The organism is Frankia sp. CeTa3Moorea (assembly GCF_978021225.1).
Genome location: NZ_CDXDOR010000118.1, coordinates 1 through 16087, shown reverse-complemented (window position 1 = coordinate 16087; position 16087 = coordinate 1). Strand labels below are relative to the sequence as shown.

The 16087-nt window shown below is 73.1% G+C and carries 13 protein-coding genes; 10 read left to right on the top strand and 3 right to left on the bottom strand.

Translation table 11 applies throughout. The annotated features are described in order from the left end of the window. Nucleotides 1-81: 81 nt before the first annotated feature. Nucleotides 82-1413 carry a geranylgeranyl reductase family protein gene (locus AC08OV_RS18275; RefSeq protein WP_476620000.1) on the top strand — a complete coding sequence of 444 codons (1332 nt, stop codon included), beginning with the start codon at nt 82-84 and terminating at the stop codon, nt 1411-1413. Nucleotides 1414-1468: 55 nt separating this feature from the next. Here the strand turns inward: AC08OV_RS18275 and AC08OV_RS18270 are convergent, their stop codons facing one another. The 3 genes from AC08OV_RS18270 to AC08OV_RS18260 form a co-directional block, all read right to left on the bottom strand. Next, the gene (locus AC08OV_RS18270; RefSeq protein WP_476619999.1) at nt 1469-3499 is read right to left on the bottom strand and encodes a MinD/ParA family ATP-binding protein; all 2031 of its coding nucleotides are present in this window, start codon (nt 3497-3499) and stop codon (nt 1469-1471) included. Between the two features lie 342 nt (nt 3500-3841). Further along, the gene (locus tag AC08OV_RS18265; protein ID WP_476615056.1) at nt 3842-4786 is read right to left on the bottom strand and encodes a phosphotransferase; all 945 of its coding nucleotides are present in this window, start codon (nt 4784-4786) and stop codon (nt 3842-3844) included. Between the two features lie 35 nt (nt 4787-4821). Beyond that, a complete protein-coding gene (locus tag AC08OV_RS18260) occupies nt 4822-6243 on the bottom strand; it encodes a hypothetical protein (RefSeq protein WP_476615057.1) in 1422 nt (473 codons plus the stop codon). Nucleotides 6244-7082: 839 nt separating this feature from the next. Between AC08OV_RS18260 and AC08OV_RS18255 the strand changes: the two genes are divergently transcribed. The 9 genes from AC08OV_RS18255 to AC08OV_RS18215 all read left to right on the top strand — a co-directional run. Continuing rightward, nucleotides 7083-7934, top strand: coding sequence for a GNAT family N-acetyltransferase (locus tag AC08OV_RS18255; RefSeq protein WP_476615058.1), 852 nt, complete (start codon nt 7083-7085; stop codon nt 7932-7934). Further along, on the top strand, nt 7931-8866 hold the full coding sequence (gene folP / locus AC08OV_RS18250; protein WP_476615059.1) for a dihydropteroate synthase: 936 nt from the start codon (nt 7931-7933) through the stop codon (nt 8864-8866). The genes AC08OV_RS18255 and folP overlap by 4 nt, the downstream gene beginning before the upstream one ends. Further along, nucleotides 8863-9330, top strand: coding sequence for a dihydroneopterin aldolase (folB, locus tag AC08OV_RS18245; protein ID WP_476615060.1), 468 nt, complete (start codon nt 8863-8865; stop codon nt 9328-9330). Before folP ends, folB begins: the two co-directional genes overlap by 4 nt. Nucleotides 9331-9334: 4 nt before the next feature. Beyond that, nucleotides 9335-9922 (top strand): 2-amino-4-hydroxy-6-hydroxymethyldihydropteridine diphosphokinase, encoded by a 588-nt coding sequence (gene folK / locus AC08OV_RS18240; RefSeq protein WP_476615061.1) that lies wholly within the window; start codon nt 9335-9337, stop codon nt 9920-9922. After that, on the top strand, nt 9919-10356 hold the full coding sequence (locus AC08OV_RS18235) for a DUF3180 domain-containing protein (RefSeq protein WP_476593694.1): 438 nt from the start codon (nt 9919-9921) through the stop codon (nt 10354-10356). The genes folK and AC08OV_RS18235 overlap by 4 nt, the downstream gene beginning before the upstream one ends. A gap of 209 nt (nt 10357-10565) precedes the next feature. Next, nucleotides 10566-11645: a hypothetical protein gene (locus AC08OV_RS18230; protein ID WP_476619998.1), complete on the top strand. Its 1080-nt coding sequence runs from the start codon at nt 10566-10568 to the stop codon at nt 11643-11645. 534 nt (nt 11646-12179) lie between these two features. Further along, on the top strand, nt 12180-12629 hold the full coding sequence (locus AC08OV_RS18225; RefSeq protein ID WP_476619997.1) for a hypothetical protein: 450 nt from the start codon (nt 12180-12182) through the stop codon (nt 12627-12629). Nucleotides 12630-12683: 54 nt separating this feature from the next. Next, complete coding sequence (locus AC08OV_RS18220) at nt 12684-15227, top strand: helicase-associated domain-containing protein (RefSeq protein WP_476615590.1); 2544 nt, start codon at nt 12684-12686, stop codon at nt 15225-15227. A gap of 276 nt (nt 15228-15503) precedes the next feature. Beyond that, the coding region (locus AC08OV_RS18215; RefSeq protein WP_476619996.1) for a helicase-associated domain-containing protein at nt 15504-16087 on the top strand (584 nt) is incomplete at its 3' end.

Genomic DNA, 16087 nt, shown 5'->3' with positions numbered 1-16087 from the left:
CCGCAGGTCTTGTGGCGAGGTACCGCCGGGCGTTCGAGCACGCACACCCGGGCCCGGCCGTGTCCGGGAGGATGAAGCGCCGTGAGCAGGGTTGACGATCCGGAGAACACCTTTGACGTCATTGTCGTCGGGGCGGGCCCGGCCGGTGGCAGCGCGGCGCGGGCGGCGGCGAACGCCGGGGCCCGGGTGTGCGTGCTCGAACGCTCGGCGGTACCTCGCTACAAGACCTGCGGTGGCGGCCTGGTCGGCCTTTCGGCGGATCATCTCGGCACCGAACTGACCGGTCTGGTCCGAGCCGGCGTCAGCTCCCTGACGATGACCTGGGACGGCCGCTTCGAGGTCACCCGCGGCCGGTCCGGCGGCCGTCCCTGGATGTCGATGGTGATGCGATCCGATCTGGACGCCGCTCTCCTGGCCGCGGCGGCTGCGGCCGGCGCGACCGTGCGGACCGGTGCGCACGTGGTGGGGCTGACCGAGAGCGGGCCGGGCGGGACCGGTCGGGATGTGACCGGGCCGGGCGAGGCCGGGATCGCCGAGGACGCCGGGGATCAGGATGACGGTTGGGTGACCGTGCGTCTCCGCGCGGGGGCGGGCCTGCGCGCTCGGGTGGTGGTGGGTGCGGACGGCACCTCGGGTCGTTGTGGCACCTATGCCGGTGTCCGCTGTGACCAGGTCGACGTCGGTCTGGAGGGCGAGTTTGTCGCCGACCCGGCGCGTGCCGCGCGATGGGCCGGGCGCATGCTCATCGACTGGGGGCCGGTGCCGGGTTCCTACGGGTGGGTGTTCCCCAAGGGACGGGTGCTCACGGTCGGCGTGATCGGTGATCGTGCCGAGGGCGCCGCGCTGCGCGCCTATTACACCCGGTTCGTCGACCGGCTCGGGCTCACCGACCTGCCGCGCCAGCATGACTCCGGACATCTCACCCGGGTGCGGGCCGTCGGCTCCCCGCTGCGTCGGGGCCGGGTGTTGGTCGCGGGGGACGCGGCCGGGCTCCTGGATCCGTGGACACGCGAAGGCATCTCGTTCGCGTTACGGTCGGGTCGGCTCGCCGGGGAGGCGGCCGCCGCGGCGAGTGTGGGTGTCGGTCGCGCGAGGGCGGGCGTGCCCCGGGCCGGGGGGGTCACGGATACAAGGCCGACTGGCCCGGGTACCACGGCGCCTAGCCCGGGTGCCACGGCGCTCGACGCCTTGGCCGCCTATCCCGCGCGCGTCGAGACGATCCTGGGCCCCGAGATGGCGGCGGGACGAGAGGTCCTGGCCGCGTTCACCCGCCGGCCGGGCGCGATGCACACGGTCATGGCGGGCCCGGGCGCCTTCGGGCTGTTCACCCGGCTCATCGAGGGACGGACCACCATCGCCCGGCAACTGCGTCGTCCCGGCGTGCGGACGGCGGTGGCGGCGCTGGGCCGCTGAGGTGCTGGGCCGCTGAGGTGCTGGGCCGCTGAGGCAGCCGGCGGTGCCAGCGGCGTCAGCCGCCCGGGTAGCCGCGGCGTTCCTCGCCGAAGCGTTCGGCCACCGCGCCGGCGATCTCCCGATAGGCCGCCCGCGTCTCCCGTTTCAGGCTCGACAGCACGATCCGTCCCCCGTCGGCCAGATGCGGGTCGAACGGGACCCGGACCACCCGTCGCGTCCGGGCTTCAAAATGCCGTTCCAGCGTGTCGACGTCGACCCGCTCGCCCTGGACGGGGAACATCGAGATCACGGCGACCGCCTCGCGGACATGGTCGGAGTAGCCGTGCGCGTCCAACCAGTCGAGAGTGGCGCTCGCGCTGGACCCGCCGTCGGCGCTGGCGCTGCTCACGATCACCAGCGTGTCGGCCAGCTCCAGCACCCCGTGCATCGCACTGCGCAGGATGCCCGTCCCACAGTCGGTCAACAGGATCGAGTAGTGCCGTTGCAGCAGATCGTCGACTGCCCGGTAGTCGGCATCCCCGAAGGTGTCCGACAGCTCCGGATCGTTGGCCGACGCCAGCACCTCCAGCCTCGAGTCGGCCTGTGATAGGTACCTGCGGACGTCCACGTACCGGTGCAGACGCGGAGCGTCCGCCAGCAGCTCGCGCACCGTGTGGGCGGAGGTGCGTGGCACCCTGGAACCCAGGGTGCCACGGTCCGGGTTCGCGTCGATCGCCACCACCCGGTCATCGCGCAGGCTGGCCAGCGTGGAGCCGACCGCCACCGTCGTCGTGGTCTTGCCGACGCCGCCCTTGAGGGACATCACCGCGATGCGGTGACAGTCGTGCAGCGGGTTCCGGATGCGCGCGAGGAGCCGGCGGTCGCGAACCTCGTCGGGGGACGGACCGGGGTTCACCGCGCCCGCCGAGACCTGGTACACGAGCCTGCGCCAGCCGCGGGACGCCGTCTCCGGGGGAGCGGGCAGCAGTGCGCTGGTGGCGAGCCCCGCCCGGCCGTTTCCCGGTTCCCGGGGACCCGTCTCCCGGGGACCCGTCTCCCGGGGACCCGGTCCCGCCGGGCCGCCGGGAGACCCGGCTGGCTCGGGATCGCGCAGCCAGGAGGGGATGCGGCCGGCTTCGGTGGGCGTGCGGGCCGGGCCAGTGTGCGGGCCGCGGGCCGCCTTGCTCCCGGTTCTCGACCGGCCGGGGGGCGGCGGCGCGGGATACTCGGTCGACGGCCGATAGGTCTCGTATCGCCCATCCATCTCGCCGTACGGCCGGGGAGCGGCGGGGTCGAAGTCCGCCCGTCTCATCGCGGCGGTCTCCTCCAGAGCGGACGAGTTTGCCGGCGCCACCGGCGGCGTGCTCCGCCACGGATCATGACGTTCGTCCCGCGGGGCCGGTGGCGGGCCCGGCGGCGGGGGCTGGGCGTACGGGTCGGACGGTGGCGGTGGCGGGTTCAGCGGTGGCGGGTTCAGCGGATCGCCCCGCCAGGCCCGGGTCTCCCCCGGCGGGGGCGGCGGGTACGCCTGACCGAACACTCCGCCCGGATTCGGGGGGAACTGGTCGAGTAGCGGATCGAAGGTGCGGGTCTCGATCGGCAGCATCCTGCCGTTGTCGTTGGCACTCTCCGTGCCTCGACGGTTCATGGCCGCGGACCCGAGAGTGCCCCGATCGGTCCAGCCCGCCGAGCCGGCCGGGTGGGAACCTGTTGCCTCGGAACCCGTGGCCGACATCGGATCAACGCGGCGCATCGACGGCCAGGTGTCGGAGACGGCGGGGGACGCCGTCGGGGCGGCGGTGCCCGGCCGGAAGGCGGATGCCGCCGGCTCGGGGCGGTAGGGGCCGTCGACCGTCCAACCGGCGGCACCGGCGGAGCGCGGCTGCGCCGGACCGGTCTGCCAGTGACCCGGGTCGGCTCGGTCGGGAGACGACCGGCCGGTGTCCGTCACTGCCGGCAGTCGGCTCGCCGAACGGGACGGCTGCTCGGTGGTCGGCGACGGGGACCCGACGCGCCCGCCACGCTCCTGCGGCCCGGGATGCGCGGGGTCCCGATCTCCGCCATCGCCGACCCGGATGGCGCCGATCTCCCGAGGATCATCGTTCATGATTGTTCTCCGGGCAGCACGCCACCTGGTTGATCCCCGGGGCGGGCATTCCCTCCGTCGTGTTCAAGGGCCTCCCCTCCGTTCGGGCGACCCAAGCCATGAGGCCGGGGTGATCTGACGACCACGCCCAGGACGGTGGTCCGCGCCGGTAGCCCCCGCTCGGAGCCGGGCGTCCGGCACGTGGACGTGACCCGCCGGACCGGCCCGACAGGTCTGACTAGAATGACATGTGGTTCCGTGGACCGCACGGCCCGGCCGGTGGAAACGGTGTGCCTCGTGTGGTGCCGGCGGCGGGGGCGTCTCCTCCCCGGGGTCCTGACAGCGAGGGTGATGAGGGAGGCGTCAACGGTAGGGGGACCAGCGGACGCCGGTGTCGCCGGAGCGCAGGCTGTCGATCCTGACCCGGAACTGGGTGGCCACCGTCGCGCTGCTCCCCAGGATCGGCACCACGCTCGTCACCAGCTTCAGTTCCCGGACCGCCCGCAGGACGGCGAACCCGTCCCAGGTGGTGACGTCGAAGTCGTAGCCCCGGGCCAGGTCGAGGTGGGCCTGAGGATCATGACCAAAGCGTAGCCGGCCGACCGCCACGGGAATCAGGTCCCATTCCGCCGGCCCCAGGCAGGTAGCGTCGAAGTCGCAGAGCAGCGCGCGGCCGTCCGCGGCCCGCACGAGGTTAGCCAGATGCGCGTCCCCATGTATGACGACCCGCGGCAGCGCGTAGCGGATGGTGGGCAGAGCCGCCGCGACCCGGCTGGTCATCTTCTCCAGGAAACGGCGGTCGGGCTCGGGGAGCGCCTCGGCGTCGGATAATCGCCGGCGGACGTCGTCGAGGGGATCCCAGCGTGGCAGCGGCGGTTCCGGCGGCGCCAGAGTGTGCAGACCGCGCAGCGCGCCGGCCAGCTCCGTGGTGTCCGGTGCCGGGCCGCCGGGCGGGGTGCCAGGTGGCGTCGCGTCGGCCCAGACCGTCGCGAGGAAGCCGGCCGCCGTGACCGGGGCCGGCACGCCGGGGAGCAGCCGGACGGCCGGGACGTGGTTCTCCGCCAGCCAGCGGGCCACCCGGACCACCTTGCTCACCCGATGCGCCATCGCGGCCGATCCGATGATCCGGACAACCGCGCCGGCCCGTGGCAGCCGGTACACCGCGTTCCCGGTTCTCTTGATCAGCACGGCGCCCGAGTCGTCCAGGCCGGCCTCAGCGCAGATCGCGCCGAGGGCGCGGCGAGTCCGCTCCGCGGTGAACCGCGCGTGGTCCGGCGAGCCCGCCGGAGGGCGCCCGCCGTCGGCCATTCCACCCTCGTACGGTCCTCGTACGGTGGCCGGCGTCAGACCGACGGGCTCGGCACGGGAACCGCGCGCCCGCCGGGCCGCTGCCGCGCCGCGGAGCGCTGCCACTCCCGGATGAGTACCGCGAGGTCCCGCACCTGGTGCACCTCGCTGTGCGGCCGGGTGGCCGCGAGCAGCTGATCCGCGCGTCCCGAGACGGAGGCCACGGTTCGCCCCCAGGAGATCTGGATCGCCTCGGTGGCCAGCGCGCAGACCTGGTCGAGTTCCAGGCGGCCCTGCCGGGCCAGCGCCAGGGCGAGATCGAGGCGGATCACCGACCGGAATCCCGGGGCGTTCATCCCGTCCAGCTTCGGCATGGCGAGATCCGCGTGCTCCTGGGCGGCCTGCGGACGGCCGAGCAGACACAGGGCCGTCGTGGCGTTGTAGGGCACCTCGACCGGATTGAACTGGTCGAAACTCGGACCAGGACGGCCCCACCGGTCTGCCGGGATGGCGTCCGCCAGGTCGTACGCCCGGTCCAGGGCCTGGGCCGCGCCCCGCACGTCACCGAGGGCGGCGAGGGCACGCGCCTCCTGGCAGACAAGTCGGGCCCGCACGGCACCGCCACTGACGTGGGTCAGCCCGTCCCGGGCAAGGCGGAGCGCCTCGTCGGGCCGGCCGGCGTAGAACTCGTTGACGGCCGCGACTTCCCGGGCCGAGCCGCGAAGCGCACCCTCACCCACCGAGCGCCCCGCCTGGAAGCCGAGCGACGTCAGCGACCGCGCGGTCTCGATGTCACCGAGTTTGAAGGCCGCATCCGCACCCAGCACGGCGACCCGCCCCCGCAGCACGTCGCGCCGGTGGGCGTCGCCGGCGGGGATGGACCGCCGGCTGAGCCGCTCCAAGCCGCGGCGCAACCGCTCGGTCTGGGCCAGGATGTGCGCGGGTGGGGTCGCCTCGTGCGCGTCGAGGAGGTCGTCGAGCAGATCGTCGGCGCGTTCCAGAGCGAGCTGGACCGGACTGGCCGCGAGGACGTCCGAGACCTCCATGATCTGTCCCTCGGCGAGGATCGCGGTCATGACCGCCGCTCCCGCATAGCGATGGAACTGTCTGCGGTCCGAGGCGCCGGGGGCCGGGGCGCCAAGGCGCGTGGTGTGGGGGGCCGACGACGGTGTCGGCTGCGCCGGGATCGCTCCGCTCACAGCGCCGAAGGGTGCTTCGCTCACAGTGCCGAAGGATGGCGTGCCCGCAGGTACCGGTGACACATCGGTGGGGCTCGTTGCGGACTTCGTCATCGAAGGCTGGGGCGGCGGCGCCGGCTCGTAGTCCTCGGGGTGGTCGTCCGGAGGGGTGCGCGCCGGCGGGATGATGATCGACTCGGTGGTCGCCCACCAGGGTGGGAGAGGGGCCGACCGGCTCGTCGGGACCCAGGCCTCGGGGTCGGGCCCGCGCGTCGGTGAAGATCCGCTCGACTGCGGCATGCCGCGCGTCCTTCCTTCAGATAACACCACGGTCGTGACCGTGGCGACAAGGTAGTGGGGGTAGAGCCCACTGTGAGAAGCGACCGACCGGAGGCGCACAGTGAGACCACACGCCCGCATCGGTGCCGCGACCGCCATCCTCCCTGACGGCGGTCCGGCCGGATCCAGCGATCAACGGCCGAAGTCTCCCGGCGGTCGTGCGACGGCCTCGCTGCCGCCGGCCGGTCGCTCCGGTCACTCTGGTCGGTCCGACCGGATCTGGCCCGTGTCTCGCTTTGTCAATAGTAGGAGGGAGGCTGCGCCGAAGGGTGATGGTTGTTGGTGCGCAAAGTTCCTGTCATCGTGGCTCTGCGTGGTGTTACCCGGAGGTTTCCTCTGCCGATCATGTTTGGCGGGCGAGCCGGCGGCGGTGCGATGCGGCGGTGGAGTTCGCCGGTCGGCGGTGGCGGGACGAGGAAGGGGGGCGCTGGCAGGACCGACAGGATCGCGCGGCGCAGGCTTGCGGATCATCGCCCCGGCCCGGGAGGGTCCCGGGCGACGAGCCGAGGGAGGCCGGGATGCGGCCCGCCGTCGGTCCGCTCCAGAACGGGAACGAGGCGGCAATAGCTTTGTAATCATGACATCTCGTCATGATTACCGAAAAGGTGAAGCTGGGGGGCCCGATGTTGGTCCGATCGGTGCCGGCGTCCATCCCTGCGTTCGGGTCGTCCATCCCTGCGTTCGGGTCGGTAGCCTCGGCATTGTGATCGATGGCTCCCCGACGTGCTTTCCGGCCGGCAGGTCGCGCAGCTGGTGTCGACCAGGCCGGCCGTGGTCGGCGCGCCGTGCCTGATGACCGCGTGGCGCGGCGTCCCGCCGATCCACTAGTCGGGCCGCGGGCAAACCTGCCGTCCGCCGACGCGTCCCTGGCCCGTGAGCTCGATGACCAGGCGCACCGGGCCTGGCCGCCGTTGCGCCAGGTCGAACGGGCCGGGTGGGTGCTGCGCGAGTCCGCCGGATCGTCCCGGCGAGGCAACTCGGTCTGGGCTCGCGGTGACGTGCCCGACCTCGCCGCGGCGCTCGCCACGGTGCGGGATTTCTACACCGCCGCCGGTCTGCCGCCGACCTTCCAGCTGACGCCCTTCTCCCGGCCGACCGGGCTCGGCGCGGTCCTTGACGCCGCCGGGTACGACGACACCGGTCCCACCGACGTCTGCACGGCGCCCCTCGCCGACCTTGTGCGTGGTGCCGACCGGGCACCGGCGGCTGCCGGCTCGGTGGGGGTGACCGTCACCACCACGCCGACGGATGAGTGGCTGGATGTCGCGGGCCAGGTGCTGACGACATTCAACGTGCAGCGGCCCGGCACGCTCGCGGTGCTCTCGGCGCTGCGGCTGCCCACCATCTACATCACCCTGACCGTGGACGGCGTACCGGCGGCGGTCGGACGCGGCATCGCGGACGACCGTTGGCTGGGTGTCTACAGCATGGCGACCCTGCCCGTGGCCCGTGGCCGGGGCGCGGCCCGCCGGGTCATCGCGGCACTCGCCGAGTGGGCGGCGGGCAGAGGCGCCACTCATGCGTATCTGCAGGTCGAAGAGATCAGCACCGCGGCGCGGGGCCTGTATGCCGATCTTGGTTTCCGGCCGGTCTACCGCTACGCCTACCGCCGTGCGCCGCTGGGCGCGACGTCCGGTGGAGGTCTCCCATGAGCGGGACCGTCGAGGAACTCCTCGTGCCGGGCGGCCTGACCAGGGTGATGGGCGTCATCAACGTCACGCCGGACTCGTTCTCGGACGGCGGTACCTACCTCGATCCGCTGGAGGCGGTCCGGGCCGGGCTGCGGATGGTCGACGACGGGGCGGATCTCGTCGACGTCGGTGGCGAGTCGACCCGACCGGGCGCGTCCCGGGTCATCGCCGCCGAGGAGATGCGTCGCGTGCTCCCGGTGGTGGCCGAGCTCGCCGCCGCGGGCGTCCGGGTCAGCATCGACACCAGCCGTGCCTCCGTGGCCGCCGCCGCGGTCGACGCCGGGGCAGTGCTCGTCAACGACGTGTCCGGCGGCGCCGATCCCGATCTGCTCGGTCTCGTCGCCGACCGCGGCGTGCACTATGTGCTGATGCATGCGCGGGGGACCAGTGCGGACATGGCGTCCCGGGCGGTGTACCGCGACGTGGTCGCGGAGGTGGTCTCGGAACTCGTGGACCGGCTCGAGGCCGTGCTGGCCGCCGGGATCGCCGAGGATCGGGTCATCCTTGACCCCGGCATCGGCTTCGCCAAGACCGCCCGGCACAACTGGACGCTTCTGCGCCACATCGACGCCTTCTTCGCGCTCGGCTGGCCGCTGCTGGTCGGCACGTCCCGCAAGTCGTTTCTCGGCTCGGTACTGGCGGGCGCGAACGGCTCGGCCCGGCCGGTCGCAGACCGGGACGACGCCACCCAGGCGACCACCGCGTTGCTGGCCGCGGCCGGGGTGTGGGGCGTGCGGGTGCATGCCGTCCGGCCGGCCGCCGACGCCGTGCGGGTCGTGCGCGCCTGGCGGGACGATGGTGACCGGCGCGGGGACGGACCCGAGGTCGATCCCGGCTGGGCCGTGGACGCCGGCCGGGTGGAAGACCGGGAGGTTCCGTGGGCTCCGCGGTGACGGGTTCCGCAGCGGAGGTCGCCTCCCGACCGAGGGCCACGTCGCTCGACCGGATCACCCTGTCGGGGCTGCGGGCTCGCGGCCACCACGGGGTTCTGGCGGCGGAACGGGATCTTGGCCAGGAGTTCGTCGTCGACGCCACGCTGTGGCTCGACCTCTCCTCGGCAGCGTCCCACGACGACGTGACCCGCACCGTGCACTACGGCGAGCTTGCCGAGACCCTTGCCGGGATCGTTACCGGAGAACCCGTGAATCTGATTGAGACCCTCGCCGATCGACTCGTCCGCGCCTGTCTGCGGGACGGTCGGGTGATGCGGGCCGAGGTGACTGTCCACAAGCCCGCGGCCCCGATCGCGGTTCCGTTCGCCGATGTCGCGGTGACGATTGTCCGGAACCGGGTCGACGGCGTCGAGCCGGTGACCGCGCCGGACGCGGCCGCGGGGGTCGCCACCGATGGCGGGTGACCGGATGACCCGGCCGGACCATGCGGTGCTGTCGCTCGGGTCCAACCTCGGTGATCGTCTGGGCCGGCTGTCCGCCGCCGTCCACCGGCTCGACCGCGCGCTGGGGGTGCTCGCCGGCTCACCGGTGTACGAGACGGCACCCGTCGGTGGACCTGAGCAGGACGACTACCTGAACGCCGTCGTCCTGGTGCGTCCGGCGCCCCCGCGTGATCTGCTCGAGGTCGTCCGCGAGGTGGAGGAACGGGCCGCGCGGGTCCGGGCCGTCCGGTGGGGCCCGCGAACGCTCGACGTCGATGTCATCGCGGTCGGTGACCTGCGCAGTGACGACCCTGAGATCCTCGTGCCGCATCCCCGAGCACATCTGCGGGCCTTCGTCTGCGTGCCCTGGCTGGACGTTGATCCCGAGGCGACGCTGCCTGGGCACGGGCGGGTTGTCGATCTGGTCGCCCGGATGGCCGTGGGGAAGCACCCGGCCGGTCTGCGCCGGACCCCGTGGTCGCTGTCGGATCTCGTGGTCGAGGCGGATCCCAGGGCCGGTGCCGTCACCGATCCCGCCGTCGGCGGCAGTGATGCCGGAGAGGCGGCCAGGTGAGACCGACCCGGGCGCGTGATCTCATCGCGGTCGCGGTGGCGTTCGGGGCACTCGGGTACCTGCTCCTGTGGTGGGCGTACCGATCGATTCCCACGCTGCCGCGAACGGCATCGGTGTCGGTTCTCATGATCGGCGCCCTCGAGCTCCAGGTCGCATCCCTGACCCGCCGCCGGCTGGAGGGGCGGCCGGGAACGCGCCCGATCCTCCCGCTCACGGTCGCCCGGCTCGCCGCGTTGGCCAAGGCGAGCTCCGTCGTCGGAGCGGCGCTCGCCGGCCTCTGGGCGGGTGTGTTCGGCTACACCATGCCCCGCACGGGGGAGTTCCCGACGGCGGGGGGCGACGCGCTCACCGCGGGTCTCGGGTTGGCCGCGGCGATGGTGCTGCTGACCGGCGGCCTCATCCTCGAACGGGTGTGCCGGGTCAAGAAGCGTTAGCCCGGCCCGCCCTGGTTCTGGGCGGAATGTTCCGATGGAACACCGAAAAGTGGTGCGACCCCCGATGGGCTGACTGTGCCGATTCGTGTTGGCAGGGATACTCTGGGATAGATTGCGATATATGACCGTGGTCGGTGTCGGGATTGTCCTGGACCACCTTCGTAGGGTGGTGATTGTCGGCGTTGTTCATGTCGTCGGTGGATGGTGCGGTGACGTGGCGTCTGGGCGCCGGGGGCGGGAAGGGGCGGGTGGTGGTCGCTGAGGGCAGGAACTCGCACGGTGACACACGCGCGCAGCCGCGACTGAATCACAGCCGGGTGGATCATGATCGGGTAGATCATGGTCGGGTGGGCGGTGGCGCCGATCCCGGCCCACCCGCCGGTCCGGTTCACGACCCGGCGCGGAACTTCTCGGACCCCGTGCGTGACCTCCCCGACAACGCGGCTCGGACCGGGCGGATCCGGTCGGGTCCGGCAGCTGAGGGAACCGCCGCGCCCCGGCGCCGCCAGCCGTCCGAGGGCCGGATCGTCGCGTTCAGCACGCTGGCGACGAGATCCGCCAGGAGGCCCAGGCCGGCGGAACGGCCTGACCATCGCGGCGGTTGGCACGATCCACGCGGCGGTTGGCATGACCCGCGCGGTGCGGGTGTCTCCCCGCCGGGTGGGGCCGATGACCTCCGGCACCGACCCGCGTATTCCTCGTCTCCCCCGGACCCGCGCGCGCCGTTCGGGCTGGACCGGGGATCTCCTCCGGACCCGGACGGCTTCTCCCGGGGAGACGGTCGGCCGGGTTCCGGGCTACGGCCGGGTTCCGGGCTACTGGACGAGGTCAGCTTCACCGGGTACCAGCACGCGATCAGGGACGACGACCCACGGACCGCCGGGGAACCCCGGCGCCCCTCGAACCGGATGTCACCGGGCGGTGCCTCCGGCCGGCCACGAGTGGACCCGCTGGGACAGGGCCGGCGGGGGAGCCCTGAAGCCGACGGGCCGGATGTCGGTGACGCCGCCGTCGGTGACGCCGCCGTCCCGGAGCCGGCCCGCCCGCACGGCCGCGTGGCCGGTAGCCGAGCCCGTACCCGAGTCCCGGCCGGAGGGGGCCGCCAGCACCGTAACCCGGTACTCAGCGCGATTCAGGCGGCGGTGCTCGCGGCGGTCCTCGTCGTCGGCGTCTCGCTCGGCCGGACACTGGCCCTGCCCGGTGACGCCGGGACGATGTCCCGGGTCGCGGACTGGGGACGGGTGAACCATCTGTCCTTCCTCGTGGACCAGTTCGACCGGCGTCGTTAGGGCCTGGCGTCGTCAGGGCATGCTGACTGGATCCGCGGCCGTCGGAGCGGCCCGGCGGGCGCCGTCGGCGGAGATGGGGCTTCGCGGCTCAGGCCCGCAAAAAGTTCGCAAAGATGGCGTACAACGTAGAGGTTTGCCGACCAGAGAGCGATTGTTGTCATCGTTGCCGTACTTGTCGCTTTATGGCCTCCATTGAGTATGATCGAATCAATGTCCGGGTAACCTGCGGATCCTCGGCCACGCGGACCATCCGGGCCGGCGGAGCAGGAGAAGCGGTCCCGGCGAAATTGGTTGCGCCCAGTTTGCCGAATCCTCTTGCATCCGATGGCCCCGGGCGTGTGAAATCGGTATCGGTAGGTCTGTCGCATTCCGTCGACCTCGCCGCGAAGAGGCCCGTCTCGGGCATCCTGGTCGCCGACGTTCGGCCGAGCGCGCGTCCTGGCCTGCCAAAGCATCCAGGGAGGCCACGTGCGTCCAAGACCCGCACCTTCTCCTGCGGCACCCCTGACCGTGAACAGTGGCGGCCAGGGGCGGGTGAGTCAGGACCGGGCCGGGCAGGGTCATGCCGGCAACGGCCGGGCCGGGCAGCTCCCGGACGCCTCCGATGGACCCGGCCGGCTGCCCACCGAGGCCGAGGCTGCCGCGATCACGGCGGCGGTCTTCGACAGCCCGCTGGTGTCCAGGGTGTCGCCGGATGGTCTGCGCATCACCGGCATCCGCACCTCGACCGGCGCACCCGACTGGGCGTTCGCGGTGTTGTCCCCGCCGGGCGGTACCGATCCGGCGATCGCGGTGCTGCGGTGGGACACCAGCTGCGGATGGGTGCTCGACCAGGTGGGGACGGCTCGGGTCGGGATCGGCGGTGGAGCGGCCGGACGGCACGACGACCTGCCGCGCGGGGCCATCACCCGTCGCCGCGGTGCCGGTTTCCGCCGCGGTCGCGAATCCGGCATCCGCCCAGGTGACGCGGCACGGCCCGGCTGAGCGACGGCTCCCTGCCGGCCTGGCGCCGCGCCAGCTACCGTCGTGAGGGTGTCGATGCCGGCCGCCGAGGCCTCAGGACAGCCCGGGACCCTCGTGGACTGGTTGCGTGCGCTTCCGGATCAGGCGTTGACCCGGCTCTTCCTCCTACGGCCGGACCTGGCGACGCCGCCCCCACCGGACTTCGAGGTGCTTGCGGCCCGCCTGGAGATCCGGGTCAGCGTGGCCCGCGCGTTGGAACGTCTCGACACGGGCGCCTGCGAGCTCCTGGAGGCGTTGACGATCCTTCCCCGGCCGGTGTCCCTGGCGGAGCTGACAAGGTTCTGCGGGCATCCGGAGGTGCCCGAGCCGGTGGGCCGGCTTCGTGACCTCGGGCTCATCTGGGGCGACGACGACGAGCTGCGGGTTACCGGGATGGTCGTCGACCTCCTCGGCGTGCGCCCGCTGGGGCTCGGCCGTCCCGTGCGAGCCTGCCTGACGACGTACCGGCAGTCCCAGCTCGCCCGGCTCCTGACCGCGGCCGGCCTGCCGGTGCCCCGGGGCGCGGCCGACGAGACGGCGACCGGGTTCGCCGTCCGGGAAGCGATGATCGATGCGTTGAGCGGCGCCTTCGCGGACGCGGATCGGGTCCGGGAGTGGATCGACGCCTGCTCCTCCCGGGCGCGGCAGCTGCTGGACCGGCTGGCCGCGGGTCCGGCACTCGGCGCCACCACGGAGGCGGGCCGGTTGCTGGGGTTGCCCGCGGCCCGGACCCCGGTGGAGGAGCTGCTCGCCCGCGGCCTGCTCGTCGGATTGGACGAGGAGACCGTCGAGCTGCCGCGCGAGGTTGGGCTGGTCGTGCGCGGCGAGCATCCGGCCGGGGTCCTGCACCCGCACCCGCCCGCCGTCGAGGGAGAGGTCGTCGGGGTGGCGGCGGCCGACGCCGCGGCGGCCCTGGCGGCGGACACCCTCGTCCGGTGGGTCACCACCCTGCTGGACGCCTGGGGCGCGAGCCCGGTCACCCCGCTGCGCACCGGCGGGTTGAGCGTGCGAGACCTGCGGGCCGCCGCGAAACTGCTCGACGTCGACGAGCGGGCCGCGGCCTTCGTGGTGGAGCTGGCCGCGGCGGCCGGCCTGGTCGACACGACCGCGGGGGTCGACGTCCAGTACGTGCCGACCACGGCCTACGACCGCTGGGGCACCGACCTGGTAGCTGCCCGGTGGGCCGTACTGGTCGAGGGCTGGCTGCGCTCGTCGACCGCCGCCTGGCTGGTTGGCGAGCGGGACGAGCGGGGCCGGCAGATCGCTCCCCTGTCGCTGGACGTGCGGCGACCGGCCGCGCAGGACCTGCGTGCCCAGGTCCTGCGGGCGCTGGCCGCGGCGCCCGCCGGGGTGGTGCCGACCGCGGAGTCGTTGCGTGCCCTGTTGACCTGGCGAGCGCCGCGGCGCGGCGGAACGCTGCTCGCCGGGATGATCGACGGAACGATTGTCGAGGCCGAGCTGCTCGGGCTGACCGGCCGGGGCGCGCTGAGCACGGTCGGTCGGTTACTCGCCGCCCAGCTCGACGCGGAGAACGCCGATCCGGCGCGGAACGCGGGCGTGCCGAGCCGATCGGCGGCTGGTGATCCCGCGCTGTGCGCCAGGCTCGCCGACGCGCTCGCGCCGCTGCTGCCCGAGCCGGTCGAGGAGCTGCTGCTGCAGGGGGATCTCACCGCGGTTGCCCCGGGCCCGCTGGTACCCCGGGTGGCTGCGGAGCTGGCGCGGATGGCGGACGTCGAGTCCGCGGGCGCGGCCACCGTCTACCGGTTCTCCGAGGCCTCGCTGCGTCGCGGCCTGGACTCGGGCCTGGTGGCGGAGGACATCCACGCGATGCTCGCCCGCCTCGGTCGAGGCGGGGTGCCGCAGGCCCTCACCTATCTGATCGACGACACCGCCCGGCGGCACGGCCGGTTGCGGGCTGGTCCTGCCGCGAGCTACCTGCGCTGCGAGGACACGGCGCTGCTCGCCGAGGTGGTCGCCAACCGGCGTACCCAGGCGTTGGGGCTGCGCCGGATCGCGCCGACGATCGTCATCTCCCCACTGCCGACCGCGGAGGTGCTCGTCGGCCTGCGCACCGCCGGGTTCGCACCGGTCGCGGAGGCCCCGGACGGGCGGGTGGTGCTGCGCCGGCCCGCCGCCTATCGGACGCCGGCGCGCCCCCGCGCGGCGTCGGTCGACGTGGCCGGCACCCGGATCAACCAGCTGCGCGACGTGGTCCGGCTGGTCCGCCGAGGCGACGACAGCGCACGGGCGGTCCGGGCGGCCGGCGAAGTTCCCGGCATCGAGGTCGGGCTCGTCCGGTCCGCGCCGTTGATCCTGGTGCTGCTGCAGGGAGCCGTCCGGGACCGGCGCCGGGTGCTGCTGGGCTACGTCGACCAGCAGGGTGCGCCGAGCGACCGGATCGTGCGGCCCACCGCTGTCGAGGGCGGCTGGCTCACCGCGTGGGACGAACTCAGCGCCGGCCCGCGTCGTTTCGTCCTGCACCGGGTGACCGGCGTCGCCGACATCGACGACGCGTTCGGTGGGCCGCCGGTGGCGGCGGACTGGTCGGCCGCCGCGGAGGATCTCGCCGATCCGCCATGAGCCGGGCGGGCCGGTGCCGGTGTGCCCGCCTGCCTGCCTGCCTGCGGGACCCGCGGTGTTTCAGTCGGGCTTCGGCCCCTCTGGTTACCGTGTCGGTGGTCGGCTGTACCGTCGAAGGGCGCCGGTGAACGAGCAGCGCGCCGCCGGTGTGATCGTGCCGGTGCGACGCCGGTGGCTCGGACCGCACCGATTGGTGCAGGGCGGCTCGTGTTGGTGGTTCACTGATGGGTCGATACCCACGGTGGAACCTACGGCGGACGGAAAGGGCGGTGGCGGGTGACGGATGGCCCGTTGATCGTCCAGTCGGACAAGACGTTGCTGCTTGAGGTCGAGCATCCGAGTGCTGCCGAGGCGCGGTCGGCCATCGCTCCGTTCGCCGAGCTCGAACGGTCTCCGGAGCACGTGCACACCTATCGGGTGACGCCGCTGGCGCTGTGGAACGCCCGTGCCGCCGGCCATGACGCCGAGCAGGTTGTCGATGCGCTGGTTCGCTTCTCCCGTTACGCCGTGCCGCACGCCCTGCTTGTCGACATCGCCGACACGATGGATCGCTACGGTCGGCTGCGCCTGGAGAACGACCCGGCCCACGGGCTGGTGTTGCGTGCTCTCGACCGGGTGGTGCTTGTCGAGGTGGCCCGGGCCAAGAAGGTCGTGCCGATGCTCGGCTCCCGCATCGACGACGCCACGATCGCCGTGCACCCCTCCGAGCGCGGCCGGCTCAAGCAGGCGCTGCTCAAACTCGGGTGGCCGGCGGAGGATCTCGCCGGTTACGTCGACGGCGAGGCGCACCGGATCGAACTGCGCCAGGACGGCTGGGAGCTGCGCGACTACCAGAAGGGTGCGGTAGCCGGGTTCTGGGA

Excerpts from the sequence above, each read along its gene's own strand:
- AC08OV_RS18270 (WP_476619999.1), bottom strand. The coding sequence starts at position 3,499 with ATGAACGATGATCCTCGGGAGATCGGCGCCATCCGGGTCGGCGATGGC.
- AC08OV_RS18265 (WP_476615056.1), bottom strand. The coding sequence starts at position 4,786 with ATGGCCGACGGCGGGCGCCCTCCGGCGGGCTCGCCGGACCACGCGCGG.
- AC08OV_RS18260 (WP_476615057.1), bottom strand. The coding sequence starts at position 6,243 with ATGCCGCAGTCGAGCGGATCTTCACCGACGCGCGGGCCCGACCCCGAG.
- folP (WP_476615059.1), top strand. The coding sequence starts at position 7,931 with ATGAGCGGGACCGTCGAGGAACTCCTCGTGCCGGGCGGCCTGACCAGG.
- folK (WP_476615061.1), top strand. The coding sequence starts at position 9,335 with ATGACCCGGCCGGACCATGCGGTGCTGTCGCTCGGGTCCAACCTCGGT.
- AC08OV_RS18220 (WP_476615590.1), top strand. The coding sequence starts at position 12,684 with ATGCCGGCCGCCGAGGCCTCAGGACAGCCCGGGACCCTCGTGGACTGG.